Below are 17554 nucleotides of genomic sequence, written 5' to 3' on the forward strand. Positions count from 1 at the left end.
ATCTATCATGCTAATGATTTTTACCATAAAGATTGCTTCGTCGGCTGAAAAGCCTTCTCGCAATGACGACTATCCAGGCTTACAATCTTCTCTTCAAACGACTAAGCGCTTCCACATAATAATAATCTGCATAGGTTAAGGGCACATCTACTTCTGATTTAAAGGGAAATGCTCCCGTGCTGTGCATCAGGATAAAATTTCCGTTTTCGCCCAACTTCGCCGTGTATTCATTAGAAGCGAGTGTCCGGATTTGCTTTTCTACCACTTCCATATATTTCTTTTTAGTATCGGCATCTACAAAATCACTCAATTCGGTTAATGCAGAAGCCATAATGCAGGCAGCTGAAGCATCTCTTGGCGTATTAGTCTGTACAGGAACATCGTAATCCCAGTAAGGAATAAAATCTTTAGGCATTTTAGGATGGTTGATCAGAAAATCAGCGATATGCATGGCCTGATCCAGGTAGCGTTCTTCTCTGGTTTCGCGATAGAGATAAGTATAACCGTAAAGGCCCCATGCCTGTCCACGGCTCCAAGCAGAATCATCAGCATATCCCTGGTGGGTTTGTTTTTTATGCGGCAGACTGGTCTGCCGGTTATATGAAACGACATGGTAAGAACTGAAATCCGGTCTGAAATGATGCGCCATGGTTTTATCAGCGTGCGAAATTGCCATTTGTTTAAGTTGTTCATTTGCTGATTGCTTGCTGGCCCATAACAACAATTCGAGATTCATGATATTATCGATAATGACCGGATATTGCCAGATGGCTTTATTATGGTCCCATGACCTGATGAGGCCAACTCTAGGATCATAGCGGGTAGCCAGCGACTGTGCGCCCTTCAGTAAAACTGCCTTGTAAGATGTATCGTTGGTTAAACGTAAGCCGTTGCCAAAACTACAATACAGCATAAAACCTACATCGTGGTTATCGGTGGTGAATTTCTCACATTCTACCCTGGCCGTATACAATTTAGCAAACGCTAACAGCGCTGGATTTTTACTATGCTCATAAACATACCATAGCGAACCCGGAAAAAATCCGCTACACCACCAGCGCGAATCAGATATGGTGCTTTTCCCTGCTTCAAACGAACGCGGTAATACGCCTGATTGATGCTCATATTTCCTGGCCATTAACAGGCTCTGCTGTTCAGCAAAATCCAGGGCTTGATCAACAACGGTTTTCAAATTTTGCGCATGTGTAAGGTTGTAACATAATAACCCCGTTAACAACAGCGCTAAAAAATATCTCCTCATAAATTTATTTGATGTTTTTATAATAATCTGCAATAACATACCAGGCTTTTTTACGAAACCCCTGATCAGAAACCAGTCCTTTTCTGTTCCAGCCATCCTGATAAGTGGGGTGAAAGCGAAATGGCGACCGAAAGTCGAACAATACCCAGGGTGATATTCCATTGAGATTCGGAATATTTTTAAACATTTCCAGGTTATCCTTGTAAAGCTGGGCCTGGTAGTCTTCGCTCCATGAACTTGCTACATCAGCGTCGCCGGTTTTACCGTACAAAGCCTCAGCACCAAATTCTGAAATTATAAGAGGTTTGTTGCTGGCCACATCCCAAATGGCCTTTTTTGGTGCAACTGGCCAGGGATGATACCAACCCATATATTTATTAATGGCCACCACATCTAGTTCATTTATAAAAGGGTCGTCCATTACAAAACGTTGTTTATCCGGATTAAACCGAATCAGATCAAATGCAGCCGTAATTAAACGGGTGCTATCAATATCTTTCGTGCATTTGATCAGGTATTTTAGAAATTCATTCCTGGCAACAGATGGCTTGGTTTCATTGGCCATTCCCCAGAAAGAGATGGCGCATCGGTTTTTATCCCGCATTACCATCTCGCTAATCATCTTTCCGGCTTTCTTTTTGGTTTCCTGGTTTTCAAAATCAATCCCTTGCCATATTGGTGTCTCTTCCCACAACAGAAAACCAATTTTTTCGGCTGCACGTACCGTATATTCATTTTGCGGATAATGTGCCAAACGGATCATATTACAGCCTAAAGCTTTCGCTTCAGATAAAAGCATCATGGCATCTGCCTCAGAGAAAGCTCTACCTTTACGCTGTGGAATTTCCTCATGAAAACTAATAGATTTCAGAAAAACCGGCTTCTCATTCAGGTAAATCTGTGTTCCTTTTACCGCCAGGTTTCTAAAACCAATCCGTTCTTCTACCCTATCTTGGCTGGTAGATATCACCACCTGATAAAGTTTAGGCGCATCAGGCGACCAGCGCTCTATTTTTTTTAAATTGGTGATTGACACGCTAGCAGTCCCGTATTGATCCGTAACCAGCTTTTGTTTTATATTCAGTTCAGGAATCTCAACGGTTACCGCTACATTTTTCTGGTTATCAACAACTTTAACCTTCACGTTAATCTGATCCGGATGATTTTTATCCAATTGAATAAAATAATCCTGAATAAAAATTTTTGGGGTTGATACCAACATCACATCACGTGTGATGCCGCCGTAATTCCACCAATCAAATGATTTCGCGGGAATAGCATCAGCAGTCCGGGTATTGTTTACCTCCAGGGCTAAAAAGTTGTCTGATGGTTTCACCAAACCTGTTATCTCCACCTGAAAAGGTGTAAAACCACCTTCATGTTCTGCAATTTCCTTTCCGTTCAAATAAACCTTACAACGATAACTTACCGCAGCAAAGTAAATAAACAGGCGTTCGTGATCTGCTTGGGGCGCATCAAAATGCCTGGCGTACCAAACCGTGCCTTCATAGTATTTGAGTTCGGGCAATTGACTGTTCCAGTCTGAAGGCACATTTAATTTTAAGCCACCATCAAAGGCATATTCGTAAAAATCTGTCTTTCCGGCTGGTTTTTTATTGAGGTATATTTTGTTTTTCCTTCCCTGATCGTACTGGTCTATAATCGCTTCCCATTTCCCGTTAAGGGATTGTGTTGTTCTGCCGTATACATTAACCAGGGTCTCCTGCGCCGAAAGCTTAGAGAAAAAGCAACACAACATTAGTAGCAAATTAAAAGTGGTTCTGCTTGGTTTCATAAAAATCACGGCGTTTGTTTTTTAAAAATCTTCATTGCGAAACCACCGCCCTGGGCCATGTTAATGGATAATTTTCGATCGGCCGGAATCTCCATCCGCTGCTTTTTGTAGTCGGAAGCGATTTTATTTGCGTTAATCCCGTCCTGGTAAACTTCTGCTGCATAGTCTCCGCTACCGAGAAAACTGAGGTCAAGATCAAGTTTGCGTGCCTCCCAATTGGTTAAAGCGCCCAGGTACCAGGTGTTGCCCTTTTGGCGGGCAGTGGTAATGTATTGCCCGATCTCACCATTAAGTACGATGGTACGATCCCAAACCGTAGGGATAGCGCTGATAAAATCGGTACATTCCTGCTCCTTCGCATAACTGTCCGGACTATCACAAAGCATATTTAAGGGCGATTCAAAAACCACATATTCTGCCAGTTGCCTGCAGCGGGTTCCCTGACTCATGGGTTCATCATTTATTCCCCTATGGCTACTTTTAGTAGCATTACGCATGGCACCTTGTGTGTAATCTACCGGTCCTGCAATCATCCTGATAAAGGGCATCGTTACATCGTAGGTAACCATATCCATCTCCGGACCGGTCCATTTCATCTGCTCCAGACCGTTCACAGCTTCATAATTAATTACATTCGGAAAAGTCCGGTTTAGTCCGGTAGGTTTATAGGTTCCGTGAAAATCGACCATCAATTTATATTTTGCTGCCGTTTCTGCCGCCCGGTAATGAAAATCAACCATTTCCTGATCATCGCGGTCCATGAAATCGATCTTAAAACCTTTTATGCCCAGCTGGGAATAATGCTTACAAGCCTCCTCCAGATCGCGTGCAAAGGCATAATATCCTGCCCAGAGAATAATATCTACATTTTTGGTTTTCCCATAGGCAACCAGTTCTTTCAGATTGATTTCCGGTACAACGTCAAATAAACTCGCCTTCAGATTTACGGCCCAGCCTTCGTCCAGGATCACATATTCAATTTTATTTTTGGCAGCAAAGTCGATATAGGCCTTATAGGTTTCTGTATTCACACCTGAAACAAAGTCTACCTTGCTCAGTCCCCAGTTATTCCACCGTTCCCAGGCTACTTTGCCTGGTTTTATCCATGAAATATCCTTTAACCGGCTGGGCTCGGCCAGTTTGTAAACCATATCATTGTCAGCTAAAGCTTTATCGCTGGTGGAGACAATGGCTATACGCCAGGGAAATTTTGTTTTTGCCTTACTTTTAGCAAGATAAGGCTGGCGCGCGGTGACGATTTGCTGCAGCTGGTTATGTCCGCCCTGCACGATAGATTTTGGATAAGGGGCAAAGTTGGCTTCGAGAACAGTTCTTCCGGAAGGATTAAATAGAAACATACCCGGGTAGCTTTGCAGATCAGCTTCGGCCAGACACACTTTTTTACCTTGATCCAATTCTACCACCAAAGGAGAAAAAGCAAGCTTCAGCTTATCCATTTTACTCAATGGGCTGTAGGTGTAGGTATTTTCAAACGAATTGAAATATTGGCCCTCAATGGTCTTCTCTTTAGTTTTTACATATGGAATGTAGGCCTTGTAATCTTTTTGGAACTGGAAAGCGGCCAGTTCTTTATTCACAATAAAATCCTGCTTAGCCGTAGATACAAAACGGTAAGCCATGCCTTCATTGTAAAGTCGAAAAATCAGTTTGTAATCTTCCTTAAATTCCAGTGTCAATTCTGCATATTCATCACTGATACGGTTTCTTTTATAAAAATGGGCAGGGATTTCCTGTTTAACGGTAATGGTTTTGCTTTGTTTCAAATGAGATTTGATGCCGAAGGTTTTTCCATTGCCAAGTTTCATGGCTATGGCACCAGAATTCAGAACAATTTCTTCATCATGCGCCAGCTGAAAACGGATACTGTCGGCAATGCTTACATCCACCTGCAATCGCCCGTCGGGAGAATTGAGACCAAGCCTCTTCTGGGCGATTGCGGGAATGCTGAGGAACGTTAAAAGGAAAAGATTTAATATGTTTTTCATTGGTTTATTTTAAAATGGTATAGCTGTACATCACGAAATCATTTACAGCAGGCAATGTTACTTTCAAAGCTCCTTTTCTACCAGTGGTTTGAATCACCGGCTTCCCGTTACCCAGCAGCGGCTTTAATTGTATTTTAACTTTTTCGGGTAACCAGGTTTCCAGTATGCCCGTTCCTTCAGGTGTATTTTCCCTGAACACCATCAAATAGCCCCTATCTTTCAGAAGAGATTGAAAACCTGTCCATGATTTGCCTGAAGGTTCATCACCAATCGGTAAAATGGTTCCCTGATGAAAATCGTGCTGCACCTTTTTATACTTTTCAATCGATTCTCCTAGTTGCAACGCTTCTTTGGGTAGGCCTGTGCCTTCAAACCACGCCAGTGGCTGGGCGGCCATGGTAATGGCAAATAAATATTCGAAAGTATAGCTGGATGGCGCGAATGGATCGCTGCCATACTTATCTGCATTCCTCCATTTGTTTAAAAATTCGATCTGCAACTTCTCTGGTGGTACATATTTAGAAAGTTGCCATAAATTGCGGAGTGTCCAGTAAGGATAGTAATTTTGCCAGTCGGTATAACGGTTCTCCAAAAAAATATTGCCATATTCAGTAAAAAGATGATAACCGCCCCTGCGACCCGCAGTAGCATCGAGATTGAAAACAGCCTGGTTTTCTGTTTCGCTCAACACCTTATTAAACATTTTGGTTAGATTAATTTCTGATTGTTTGTTGGGAATGGAGAGCCCATCAATTTTAAATGTCCTGATTCCGTACAGCCGGTACAGTTCGGCCATTGCTGAAGCATCTTTCTCCCAGTCTGCATAGTCATGCTGAATACTGGGATTAAACCATAAGCAAACTTCTATACCCAGTGCTTTACCTCTTTTTACAATCGGACCAAGGCCGTTAGGATATTTTACCGTATCAGGTTTCCAATAATTGGGGTTATCCCAAATGTTTTTAAAAGATCCTTTAGCCAGGGCAGAATTCGGACTTTTTCCCTGCTGCCATCCGTCATCGATCTGAAAATGGGTGATACCCAATTTGGCTGCAGCGTCCAGTTCCAGCAGGCTAAACTTTTCATTCACTTTAGCATCCTGGCTCCGATCACCCCAGGTATTCATCATCACCATTTCGTCTCGCTGTGGCTCATTTTTACGGATGGTTTTCTGATAGCCACGTAAGGCCTCTAGTTGGTTAAACTCCTGGCCGCTATAAACGCCTAACACCACCGTATAAGCTTTTCGCCACTCATCCTGACTAACATCGCTTGCATAAAGCCCCAATCCGTTTACGGCAAAATGTCCAAATTCAGTGGTAAAATCCTGACCGCCGTAAGCAAGCTGCGTAGCAGCCCCCGGGGCTTCCTTTAAGAAGAAAAAACCGGCCTCTTTTTCCTGGTTATGCGAAAAAAGCAGGTTGCCCCGGTAACTTTTTTTCCTATAAGGGATAAACTTATTCTCCTGTACAAGATTGTTGTTCCAGTCGGTTACATCAAAAAATTCGACCGACTTAACCTGCCAATGGAAACCGTCTAGCTTTAACTGATCTAAAACTGTGGTATAACCATTCACCTTCATGTCCTCTGTAAATTCAATATTTTTTTGATCAGCAGCATTGATGCCTTGTCCCCCTGCTATACCGGCTAGCTGCCCTCTTAGATACGTTTCGCAGGCGATTGAAGCGCTTTGCGCATTAATCCGGTAAACCCGCCTGATATCAAGCTTACCTATAGAAAAAGAAATAATGGTTTGCTGTTCGGCGATGTGAATGGCATCTTCTTTCCTTGTCAACACTTCATAATGACCGTTTCGAGGTGCATTGCCAGCTTGAATGTAAAAATCGGGACTCTTAAGCTTGTTAAGCCAAACTTTTCGGCCTTTTTTGTCGCTTAAGCTATGCGTAATCACATTTCCCTTGATCCAGATAAACTTACGCTCAATAAATTGATTGCCGATCGTCAGGGTATCTTGGTCCAGACGACTGTAGCAACCATCCTGGGCAGCGCAAGGCAAACAGGCCACCAAAAGCAAAAGCAGCAGTGAAAAAATATAAAGTCCCACTGTTAAATTGCTTTTAATCTTTGCAAAAAATGGCATCAATATCACCTGCAATCGGAGATTACCGAAACGCTGCAGAAAACCCTGCCTGTCGATCTCATAATTTATAGCTTTCATATTTGGAGATTCCAAAACTAGCTACTTGTGTATAAAGAGGGGTTCAGTTTTGTACGGAAATGGTTCAGTTTTGTACAAAATAACCAATATGCGCTTTTTTTAACACTTGCGCTTATAGCGTATAACTATGTCTTTTAAAAATCTGATTAATTATTAAATTAAGTTTCAGGATAATCGATTAAAGAGACCAGACGAAACTGAGGGTTTTTACTAACGGGTTGCTACCGTCAATCCATACCGTTATTGCCAGGCATGCAAAAACTATATAGCGGAATTAAACGATTTAGTTCTAAACGATAAATCTATTTGGATTTATTCTAAATAAATATACCTTTGCAAAAAAAAAATGCCACAGCGGACCTGAACTCCGTGTGGCATTACCGGATTTTAACCCGGATACCTTTAACATCTAATTAAAAGTAAATGCAATTTAAGAAAATTTTATTCTTAGGTATGTGCTGCACCGGAATATTTGCAGCTCATGCCAGTTCTGGTAATCCACTGACAGGATATTGCGTAAATCCTACAGATAGCCTTGTTGAAAACCGCAATGATGAACAAACCGGTGTGGTAAGAGGAAGGATCACTACTGCCGATGGTAGTGTGGCTGCCAATGTAAGCGTGGTGTTGAAAGGCACCCGTTATGGCTCGGTAACTGACGAGGATGGCTTTTACCAGATCAGGCGTGTGCCGGTTGGTAATTATACCCTGGTCGTTTCGGCGGTTGGCCTGTATCCAAAGGAAAAAGAGATACAGGTTTCCTCACGTGGTACCGTGATTGCGGATTTCTCTTTGAAAGAAAACCGTTCCGAATTAGACGAGGTACAAATCAGTACGAACAAAAAAAGATATAAAGTCGATAAAGTATCCCCTTCACTGCGCCTACAATCCCCCCTGATCGAGGTGCCACAAAATATCCAGGTAGTGACCAGCAAAATACTGGCAGACCAACAGGTATTTGATATTGTTGATGGGGTAACCAGAAATGTGAGCGGTACCTTACGGGTAGGTCATTGGGATGCCCAATATGCCAATATTTTTATGCGTGGCACCAGTATTCCGGCTTTCCGGAACGGTATGAACCAAAAAATGCCATGGGGGCCATTAGCTGACGACGCTGCAACTATCGATCGCATCGAATTTGTAAAAGGTCCCTCTGGTTTTATGATGGCTAACGGCGAACCCGGAGGTATTTATAATGTGGTAACCAAAAAGCCTACCGGTCAAAACCGCAGTTCGGTAAGCGTGGCTGGCGGAGGTTACAACCTGGGCCGCGTAGCTGCCGATTTGGACGGTAAGTTAAGCCGAGATGGGCGATTACTGTTCCGCCTGAACGTGGCCGCACAAACCAAAGATAGTTACAACAAATACAACTACACAGATAAATACATTATTGCTCCCGTAATTAGCTACCAGGTGGATAGTAATACCTTGATCACTGCTGAATATACGACGCAGCATGTGGAAGCACAGGCGTTAGGTTCTTACGGTTTTTCGCCAAAAGGATTTGGTGATACAGACCCTAGTTTCTTTCTTGGCGATCCGGCGCTTGATCCTGCAAAACTTTATGACCACAATGCCACTGTTTATGTGAGCCACCGTTTAAATAATGACTGGAAGATTAATGCCCAGGCGGCCTATCTGCGTTACGGTTTAGATGGCGGTACCCCCTGGCCGTCCAAAATAGCAGCCAATGGCGATATGCGCCGCTACCTGAACATCAGCGAAGAACTGGCCATTAATAAAAATATCCAGGTAAGCCTGATGGGCGACCTGACTACCGGCCCCATTGTACACCGTATTTTGGCCGGACTTGATATGGGCAACCTGAAAACCTGGGGCGATTTTTCCAGTGTAACGAAGTCCGATATACCATTGGCGAATGATGCCCCGTTTAACATTTATAATCCTGTTTACGGCGTTCCTTTCTCCAGTATTCCTGTCTTCGATCGTTCGCGCAGCATTCAGAACCGTTCGGGATCAAATGTATATGCCACTAACCTCACCTATACCGGTGCCTACCTGCAGGATGAACTACGCATGCTGGATGGAAAGGTCCGTTTAACACTTGCCGGCCGTTTTACGCATGCCGTAACAGTTGGCAAAACCAACCTCACGCAGCTTTCTGATAATGTTTTTAGCCCAAGGGCCGGTTTGAGTGTAACCCTGGCAAAAGATTTTAGCGCCTATACCCTCTACGACCAAAGTTTTCTGCCTGTTGCCGGTCAGGATTATGCCGGAAACCCTTTCAAACCGATCCGTGGCAATAATATCGAACTGGGCCTTAAAAAAGATTTCTTTGATGGTAAATGGAACGTCACCGCAGCTGCCTTCCGCATCAAGAAGAAAAATGTGTTAACTGCCGATCTTGATCCGGCACACCTGGCGATGAATCCAAATGCCCAGATCCAATTAGGTGGTATCATATCGAAAGGTATTGAACTGGATATCAATGGAGAAATTACCCCTGGATTAAACGTGGTATTAAATTATGCGCTAACAGATGCCACCGTAAGTGAAGATGCTAAACCAGAACTGGTAGGCAGGCATACCCCTAACTCTTCGAAACACATTACGAATGGCTGGTTATCTTACCGCTACCAGAAGCAAGGCGCTTTGTTGAACGGTTTTGGATTGAGTGCGGGATACCAGATCCAATTGGATCGTTATGCCGGATCTACTTCGGTTCCATTAATGTTACCTGCCTATTATCGTTTTGATGCAGGCGTTTCATACGAAAAGGGTAAAATAACGATTGCCGCGTTAGTGAATAATCTGTTAGACCGCAGGCTGCTGACGCAGGGATCATATACCAAACTGGCTACCGAAACGGCAACATCAGTATCGTACTATACCTATATCTATGAGGTTCCACGCAATGCAAGATTAAGTATTACCTACCGGTTTAAATAATCTATATCCAAACAGTAAACAGGCACTATGAGCAAGACACGAAATCAAGGAAAGAAAAAGCAAAAAGACACGCTTTTAAAGCGCATCAACAATTGGCTGCACTTGTGGTTAGGTTTAATATCTGGCATCATTGTACTCATCGTGTGCCTCACCGGTTGTATCTGGGTATTTAATGAAGAAATTACCGGGCTGCTGGAACCGGAAACAAAAGTAGCCTGGCAGGATAAGCCCGTGGTGAAACCATCTGAACTGATGCAGATTGCCGCGAAACTTTACCCGGAGAAAGTGCCTTCATACGCCAATTACCAGCAAGGCAGAGCCATTAACTTAAATTTGAGGGCCGCCAATGCTGGTCTGAAAGATCGCCGTACGGGCAATACCATCCTGAAAGTGAACCCTTATACGGGCGAAGTGATCAGTACCGAAGTGCATAAACCCGGCGAATCGGATTTCTTCAGGTTCATTTTAAATGGACACCGTTTTCTGTGGATGCCGGCTAAAATAGGCCGGCCAATTGTCAACTATGGTACCCTGATTTTCGTTGTCTTGCTGATTACCGGGCTGATCTGGTGGTATCCTAACAAATGGAATCAGTCCACGCGTGATAAAAGTTTTAAAATCAAATGGGGCGCCTCTTTTAAAAGGGTAAACCTCGACCTGCACAACGTACTCGGCTTTTATGCTTTGTTGTTCCTGCTGGCCATAGCCCTTACCGGAATGGTATACGGCATTAAATGGTATAGTGAGGGGATTTATTGGGTCACTTCCGGCGGCGATAAGCTGGCAGAATACAAACGCCTGGATTCAGACTCTACGCTAAAAGGAAAAGGCTATACACCGGAAAAAGCGATGGACATGGCCTGGAGCCAGGTCATCACCCGACACCCTAAATCGATGGGATTCTATTATAATTTTGCAGATACCACAGATGCCAGGGCTGCCATCAACATTACCGTGTACCCAAATAAAGGACAGTTTTATAATAGCCAGGGTTACACGTTTGACCAGCATAGCCTGAACGAATTGAAGCGGGAAGATGCCTATTCTATAACTTATGCGCAAGCCTCTTTTGGACAGAAACTGAGAAAGATGAATTACGATATCCATGTAGGCAGTATTTTAGGCTTCCCTGGCAAGGTGCTGGCCTTTCTGGCCTCACTTATCGGCGCCAGTTTACCGATTACCGGATTCCTGGTATGGTATGGCCGGAAGTTTAAGAAAAAAAAACCTGGGAAAATTTTGGTGAAACAGCCTAACGTGATTCATCAGGAACAAGCGGAACAACTACTTGCGGAAATATAAACAGGAAGCCCCGGATTTGAAAAGCCGGGGCTTCGTTTTTTATACAAATCCATACTTAAAACTTAACGCTTTAAAGCGACAGCGATAATTTTGGCATCATTTAGGCTAAATCAAGCCTGTTACGAACAGCAACACGCCAAATTGAGCCTATTTCAACAGCAGTCGTCCGGGTAAAAGGGCAGGCATGTTACAAGCAGCCTTTCTGTGTGCATCATCATCATAAAGCCCACGTTTACGTTTGGCCGGTACGCAGCGCTGAAGATTTTTTTTATATAGTCAACAACGACAAATTTTCTCACCCTAAATTACGGTGATGCACTTGAAATTGACTAACAAAAGATTAAGGCATTAATAATTTCTAAATTCTGATGCCTTGTTTAAAATCGCATTTTTAAAGTCGCTTAACTGCCTATCATCTGCAACAACTTCAGTTAATTCAAACGGATAATCTTCTTTTTGGTTGGCACTAATCCATCTTCCGGTGATTTTATTTTTTTTGAACGTACCCAAAAAAGTTCCTGTGAAATTTGCGGATGACAATTCAATCAAACTGATATCACCATCATTATTTTTATGTCCGTTCAACAAAATGTACCCATTTCCTTTATCATACTGATAACTTCCGATAACGGGATCAGCGTTTGTTCCTTCATTTAATCCTTCCAAATAGAAGGTGACTTTTATTTTGTGATTAATGGTGCCCTTGTAGCATTTGCCGGTTTGGCCAAATGTTAGGCCGGGTATACTTAAAAACAAAAAAGCAATGATAATTTTCATCGTTTAAAACATTTCATTATGTACAGACTAAACCGCTGTGCGCATTGCCGCCCGCCTCGACATTATTTTCTCGATCAGGCCATGCAAACGGCTCCGGTAGTCGCTGCCCAACCATTTGATATAGTTTTTGGTTACCGAACCCAGGCATTTCGCGTATTGTTTTATCCTCCAATCGATTTCTTTCTCCAGTTCGGTTATCAATTCAAATGCCTTGCTCACCGTGTCGGCATTGTCAGTGCACATCAACGCGTGTTGCCTGATGGAATTGCGGAGCACGGTTTTTGCTTTTTCCCCTTTATCCATGGCGGCTTGATAGGCGGCAAGCACGTCGAATGCAATCTCCGTACTATTGGGAAACCTGTTTCGCATTTCGGCAGGCATCTGATGGATATCGTCGCTGGCTTTTGCCAGGATCTGGTGATAGATTTCGGGGTTTTCGAATACATGCTGCCAATCCACCGGAGCATCCCATTCTCCAAACCTTTCTGCATTATTGCCCAGGTCGATAATATTAAAAGTCTTTTTACCGGACAAACGTCTTGCTCCCCTGCCAATCATCTGGTGATAAAGTGTAAGTGAGGTGGTAGCACGGTTGAGGATAACCGACTGCACAGACGGTTCATCAAAACCAGTAGTTAATATAGATACCGATGTTAATATCGCACCTTTTGTCTTTTTAAACCATTTTAATATTTCAATCCTTTCTGCATTTTCGGTGTGGTTATCCAGATGTCGGATGGGATAACCCGCCTGCTCAAAAACTTCCAATACCTTTCTGGAGGTAAATATGCCGTTATTGAAAATTAACGTCTTTTTTCCAAGGGCATGTTCCCTGAAGGCATGAACCAGAAGATCGAGCATTACTTTCGATGAATATAGCTCATCAGAGCTGCTCACCGTGAAATCGCCATGTATGCCCCTGTTCAGCGTGTTGAGTTCTACTTCATAAGCAAAACTCTTTGGTTTGGCCAGAAAACCCTTTTCGATCAGCGAATTGATCTGCTCTCCAAGCACCAGCTCAGTGTAAAAGCTCTTCATCGGCAGCGCAGCATCTGCCGAAAAAGGTGTGGCTGTAACCCCTATTATCCTGGCAAACGGAAATTTTTTAAGCAGTTTATGGAAGGAATTGTGATGGGCCTCATCAACAATTACGAGACCTACCCCTTTAGTATCAATCAGACCATCATCGATCCGGTGTTTAAGGGTTTCGACCATGGCTACATAACAGTGATAATAATCTTTTTTGGCTATCCGTTTAACTTTGCTATCGACTACTTTATTAAAAACACCAGCATTTTTCATGGCAAGCGAAGTCTGTTTGCATAACTCTTGCCGGTGTGTAAGCACAATCACCTTTTTTCCGTATTGGTTTATAAAACGATTGGCAATTTCAGAAAAGATAACCGTTTTACCGCCGCCTGTAGGCAACTGGAAGAGCAGACGTAGCTGCTCAGTGCCTGACTGCATTTTTTCAAACAGGGTTTCTATCGCATACTGCTGATAGGGATATAATTTTGTTGCTGACCCATGCGCAGCGGTTGAGGATAAAATCTGCATGGTGTTACAACCATTGAAACCGGCTGAAAGTTTTAAGACAAGCCGGCCTTTTCGAAAACCTTTATCGCGGAAGCATTTTCAGCATAAACCTCACATCTTATTTCGGCAATGACCTGGAATCTTATCCAAACCAGCGGTGAAGTTTCCGGTAGCTGGCTTATTGGGGGCCACGCCGGATAGAGCGGATAACCTTTGCATAACGGATAGCTGCAAAAATTTGCGCTCAACCCGATATCTTCGTCTGGAAACCCCCTTTGGATAAGAATCTTTATAATAATTTCTCTATCTTAAACACACATTTTTTGGCTTGCCCGTCATTGTCAATATAGCTTACTTCAACCTCTTTATTTTCATTCAACAGCATTTTCCGATAGTCCTTTAAATCTTTGGATTCCAATTTATTGATTGCAGTAATTACCTGGCCCTTCCGAAGGCCGCAACGGTAGGCTGCAGATTGCTCCATGATTTCGTCTATCATCACCTTCCCTCCCTGCAGAATAATTTTAAACGGCGCAACAGCGGTAGTAAAATCCTGTTGATATAAAAAATTTGGTTTCAGGTAGAGTTTCCTGGCACTATAGTCCAAAATAAAATCAAAACGGTGTATAATCTGGCTGCCCAATATACCCAGGTACTTTTTAGAAGCACTTACCCCCTCCCCGTCTGACGATATACTTACAGGCAGTTTCCCTTTGAAAATATATGAACCAATAGAAAGAGAAGCAATGGCTGCAAGTGTAGTGGCACTTTTGGTGGTTAAACTGTTCTGCGTACTCGAAACAGTTTTGCCTATTTTTGTTAATAAATCGTGTTGTTGCTGGAAAGGCGTATTAAAAAGCAGTGCCAGGCCCGCGCCGCTATCAAACAATATATCTCCGGAAAGCTTTTCCCCATTCAATAAATGCACATCAATGCCAAAACGTGGGATAGGTATTCCATCATCCAGAACAAAATCTATGGTCTTATAATCAGCCGTGTTCAATTGTGTTTTAAAAGGATACAGCAATATTTGTCTTTTTGTAATATTTACGACAGTTAAATAATTGCTCAGGATATCATTCCCAATAATACCATCAAACTTTCTACCAACCGTTGCATTAAGTCTGGAAAGATCATCAAGAACAAAATTCAAATGATCAATACTTACTGATTCATTTAGAAAAATTTTTTGTCCCATAGTATAGCGGTACATCTTAATGCCCCCTGCCCCGCGGATCTCCTGGTGAAGATCTGCCTTAATATTAAATTTTTCGGCTACATGGCTATCGAGTAAAATGGTCGAGGCACCTGTATCAAAAAAGAAAGTTAACGAATCCTTGCCGTTCAATGCAGGCAGTTTGATCAGAATACTTTTATTATCATATAATTCAAAAGGAAGTATAATCTGTGAAAAAGTTACTGAATGCACTAAATTGAACAGGAGAAAAAAAATAAGGGCTGCATTAAATTTCGACGGCATTTCCGGGGAGTTCAAGTGAATTGTAAAAGATCAGTTTTGCGTAATTTATATAAATAAATCATTTTATTTATAATATTGAAAAAGTAATTTATAGCTGAACTCAGCAGAGCAAATTATTTAATTAATATTAAAATAAATAAATTTTAAATTGAACGATGAAGCATATTACCGAAGTAATTTCTACGGGTAATTTTTAAAATATTGCAACGATATACATTTTGAAGTGTCTATTAAAATAAAAACATGTTTAAATTATTTACCGTTCTATTTATTTTACTGCACGCTGTTTCTTATGCGCAGAATTTTGTTGATTTTAAGCAGAATGATAAAAAGACTGCATTTAGTGGCAAAAATGAATTAAACTATAATGTACAGCTTAAGAAGGGTGAAGTTTATCTGATTAAGGTTTATCAGGAAAATATTGATATTGAAATTAATCTCTATGATGAAGCTGGTGAAAAAATCTTATCAACAGATCTTGCCGACGGAAATAAAGGAACCGACAAGTTGGAGTATGAACCCGCAAAAGGCGGACTTTATAAAATCAACATCAAATCAGTCTCTCCAAAACCTTCACCAGATGGGGTGATCAGTATGAATTTGGCCCGGCTAAGTAAAAGTGTGCTGGAGCGGAGAAGAAAAATTGCTAAAGCCCTTGAACCCGAAAATGCAAAAGATGTTTCAACTATTGACATCAAGCACTTCTGGGAAGCATTCGATGCCTTAAAAGCTGCTAAAACCTATAGCGACAGCGTTAATATTATTCAAAGTAAATATCTTGACCGGGCTACAAACGGTTTGAAGGAATTTGCAAAAGTCAGGTATTTTTCGCCCGAATTTTATACTGACAGGATTAAAAAATATAAAAAGTTTTATGAAAGCGTACGTCAAAACACCCTGTTATTTTCAGATTCGGAACGCTTATCGGATATCATCAGGCAGACCCGTTCGTTATATCCCAATGGAAAGGAGGCCAGGATAGCCATCACTATCGGACCAATGTCTTCTGGAGGGACCATTTCCAACAATTATGTGTTAATAGGGCTGGAGATGATTGCCGGGGATAAGAATTGTGATGTTTCAGAAATCACTAATGAAAATTTAAGATCAGATATATTAGCGCGATCAGATCAGGCAGATGTTTTAAATTTTGTAAGGGAGACCATTGCCCACGAATATATCCATACCCAACAGCGAAAAATGAATCCGACAGCCTGTGAGTGTGTTTTACTTGAAAATGTGATTAAAGAGGGTGTTGCCAGTTTTATTTCTGAGGTGTTGATTATGAAGAGAAATCAGGAAACTGGTAGCCGCGCTTCGCTGTATGCAACTGCACACGAAAAGGAACTGTGGCAGGAAATGAAGAGCGAACTCTGCACCAAAAATCTCCAGAATTGGTTATTCAATGCGGCAAGCAGCAAAAACAGGCCTGGCGATCTGGGCTATAGAATCGGATATAAAATAGCAGAATCTTTTTATAACAAGTCTGACGATAAAAAGATGGCCATTAAAGAAATGATTGAGACCGATAATCCGCTTGTATTTTTGGACAGAAGTGAATATGATTTAAAATTTCGATAAGCTGTAAAGCTTGCCCTGTCATCAATAACGCATCAATCCTCATTTTTAAAACCGGAGATAAAGGTTTACCAGAGAAAGATATTGTTCAGTAATATTACCTGAGACCAGGGCAGGATTGTAAAGACCAATACGAATTAAACGGACCATGAAACATTTGATTATTTTACTTTTGGTACTCACCGCCTGCAACAACCGCAAGCAACAAGATTTTGAACTCAAGCCCTTAAGTCCAGATGTTCAACAATTTAAATCAGGAACAAATGACAACCGCATTGACTATTTTTATATCAGGGGAAACTTTTTCTATAAAAAATCAACCTATGCACTACTTGGGGATAAAGTCAGCAGAAAAATCAATTCTGCGATTTTACCAGACTATGATTTCTATTCCGTTTATGTTTACCGCGATTTAGATCTGCCAAATAAAAAAGATGGAGGGGGTATTAATTCTTTCGATGGACAAAACAAAAACCTGGTTGCGTATATCCGGTATAAACGAGGGCAGATGGATATTTTTTATATTATTAAAAATGGGAACGTAGTGTATAACCTTATATCCGGAAAAGAAATGGATTTTGAGTTTGATCAGTAATAAGTTGTAATAGCCACTACTTAATCTTACAGTTGGTTAGTTTTTACTGATTGTCAGATTGAATTTGTGAGTATGTTTTTTGCTCTTCTGAGATCGTTAATTTATCTACTACTTTCTCTTGTTTATAGCTCT

At 41.8% G+C, this 17554-nt stretch carries 11 protein-coding genes; 4 read left to right on the top strand and 7 right to left on the bottom strand.

The features are described 5' to 3' along the window. Positions 1-79 precede the first annotated feature (79 nt). Genes ACFE6N_RS21590 through ACFE6N_RS21605 form a run of 4 tightly spaced genes read right to left on the bottom strand, consistent with a single transcriptional unit; the run spans position 80 to position 7241 of the window. On the bottom strand, positions 80-1261 hold the full coding sequence (locus ACFE6N_RS21590) for a glycoside hydrolase family 88 protein (RefSeq protein ID WP_378939948.1): 1182 nt from the start codon (positions 1259-1261) through the stop codon (positions 80-82). Positions 1262-1265: 4 nt separating this feature from the next. After that, positions 1266-3056, bottom strand: coding sequence for a glycoside hydrolase family 2 protein (locus ACFE6N_RS21595; RefSeq protein WP_378939949.1), 1791 nt, complete (start codon positions 3054-3056; stop codon positions 1266-1268). 5 nt (positions 3057-3061) lie between these two features. Then, complete coding sequence (locus ACFE6N_RS21600; RefSeq protein ID WP_378939950.1) at positions 3062-5062, bottom strand: glycoside hydrolase family 97 protein; 2001 nt, start codon at positions 5060-5062, stop codon at positions 3062-3064. 4 nt (positions 5063-5066) lie between these two features. After that, entirely contained in the window at positions 5067-7241 is a 2175-nt protein-coding gene (locus tag ACFE6N_RS21605) for an alpha-galactosidase (RefSeq protein WP_378939951.1), read from the bottom strand. A 423-nt stretch (positions 7242-7664) separates the two neighbouring features. Here ACFE6N_RS21605 and ACFE6N_RS21610 point away from each other — a divergent pair, with 423 nt between their 5' ends. Together ACFE6N_RS21610 and ACFE6N_RS21615 are read left to right on the top strand one after the other, a co-directional pair. Then, positions 7665-10154, top strand: coding sequence for a TonB-dependent siderophore receptor (locus tag ACFE6N_RS21610; RefSeq protein WP_378939952.1), 2490 nt, complete (start codon positions 7665-7667; stop codon positions 10152-10154). A 27-nt stretch (positions 10155-10181) separates the two neighbouring features. Beyond that, positions 10182-11456, top strand: coding sequence for a PepSY-associated TM helix domain-containing protein (locus ACFE6N_RS21615; RefSeq protein ID WP_378939953.1), 1275 nt, complete (start codon positions 10182-10184; stop codon positions 11454-11456). A 348-nt stretch (positions 11457-11804) separates the two neighbouring features. On the opposite strand, the gene ACFE6N_RS21620 is transcribed toward ACFE6N_RS21615, so the two are convergent. From ACFE6N_RS21620 to ACFE6N_RS21630, 3 genes are all read right to left on the bottom strand, one after another. Beyond that, a complete protein-coding gene (locus ACFE6N_RS21620; RefSeq protein WP_378939954.1) occupies positions 11805-12233 on the bottom strand; it encodes a hypothetical protein in 429 nt (142 codons plus the stop codon). Between the two features lie 27 nt (positions 12234-12260). Further along, positions 12261-13790 (bottom strand): DEAD/DEAH box helicase, encoded by a 1530-nt coding sequence (locus ACFE6N_RS21625; RefSeq protein WP_378939955.1) that lies wholly within the window; start codon positions 13788-13790, stop codon positions 12261-12263. A 268-nt stretch (positions 13791-14058) separates the two neighbouring features. Further along, positions 14059-15249: an aspartyl protease family protein gene (locus ACFE6N_RS21630; protein WP_378939956.1), complete on the bottom strand. Its 1191-nt coding sequence runs from the start codon at positions 15247-15249 to the stop codon at positions 14059-14061. A gap of 243 nt (positions 15250-15492) precedes the next feature. Here ACFE6N_RS21630 and ACFE6N_RS21635 point away from each other — a divergent pair, with 243 nt between their 5' ends. Together ACFE6N_RS21635 and ACFE6N_RS21640 are read left to right on the top strand one after the other, a co-directional pair. After that, positions 15493-16830: a DUF2268 domain-containing putative Zn-dependent protease gene (locus ACFE6N_RS21635; protein WP_378939957.1), complete on the top strand. Its 1338-nt coding sequence runs from the start codon at positions 15493-15495 to the stop codon at positions 16828-16830. A gap of 145 nt (positions 16831-16975) precedes the next feature. Next, the gene (locus ACFE6N_RS21640) at positions 16976-17422 is read left to right on the top strand and encodes a hypothetical protein (protein ID WP_378939958.1); all 447 of its coding nucleotides are present in this window, start codon (positions 16976-16978) and stop codon (positions 17420-17422) included. Positions 17423-17554: the final 132 nt, after the last annotated feature.

Source organism: Pedobacter sp. BG31 (assembly GCF_042464845.1).
Lineage (GTDB): Bacteria > Bacteroidota > Bacteroidia > Sphingobacteriales > Sphingobacteriaceae > Pedobacter > Pedobacter suwonensis.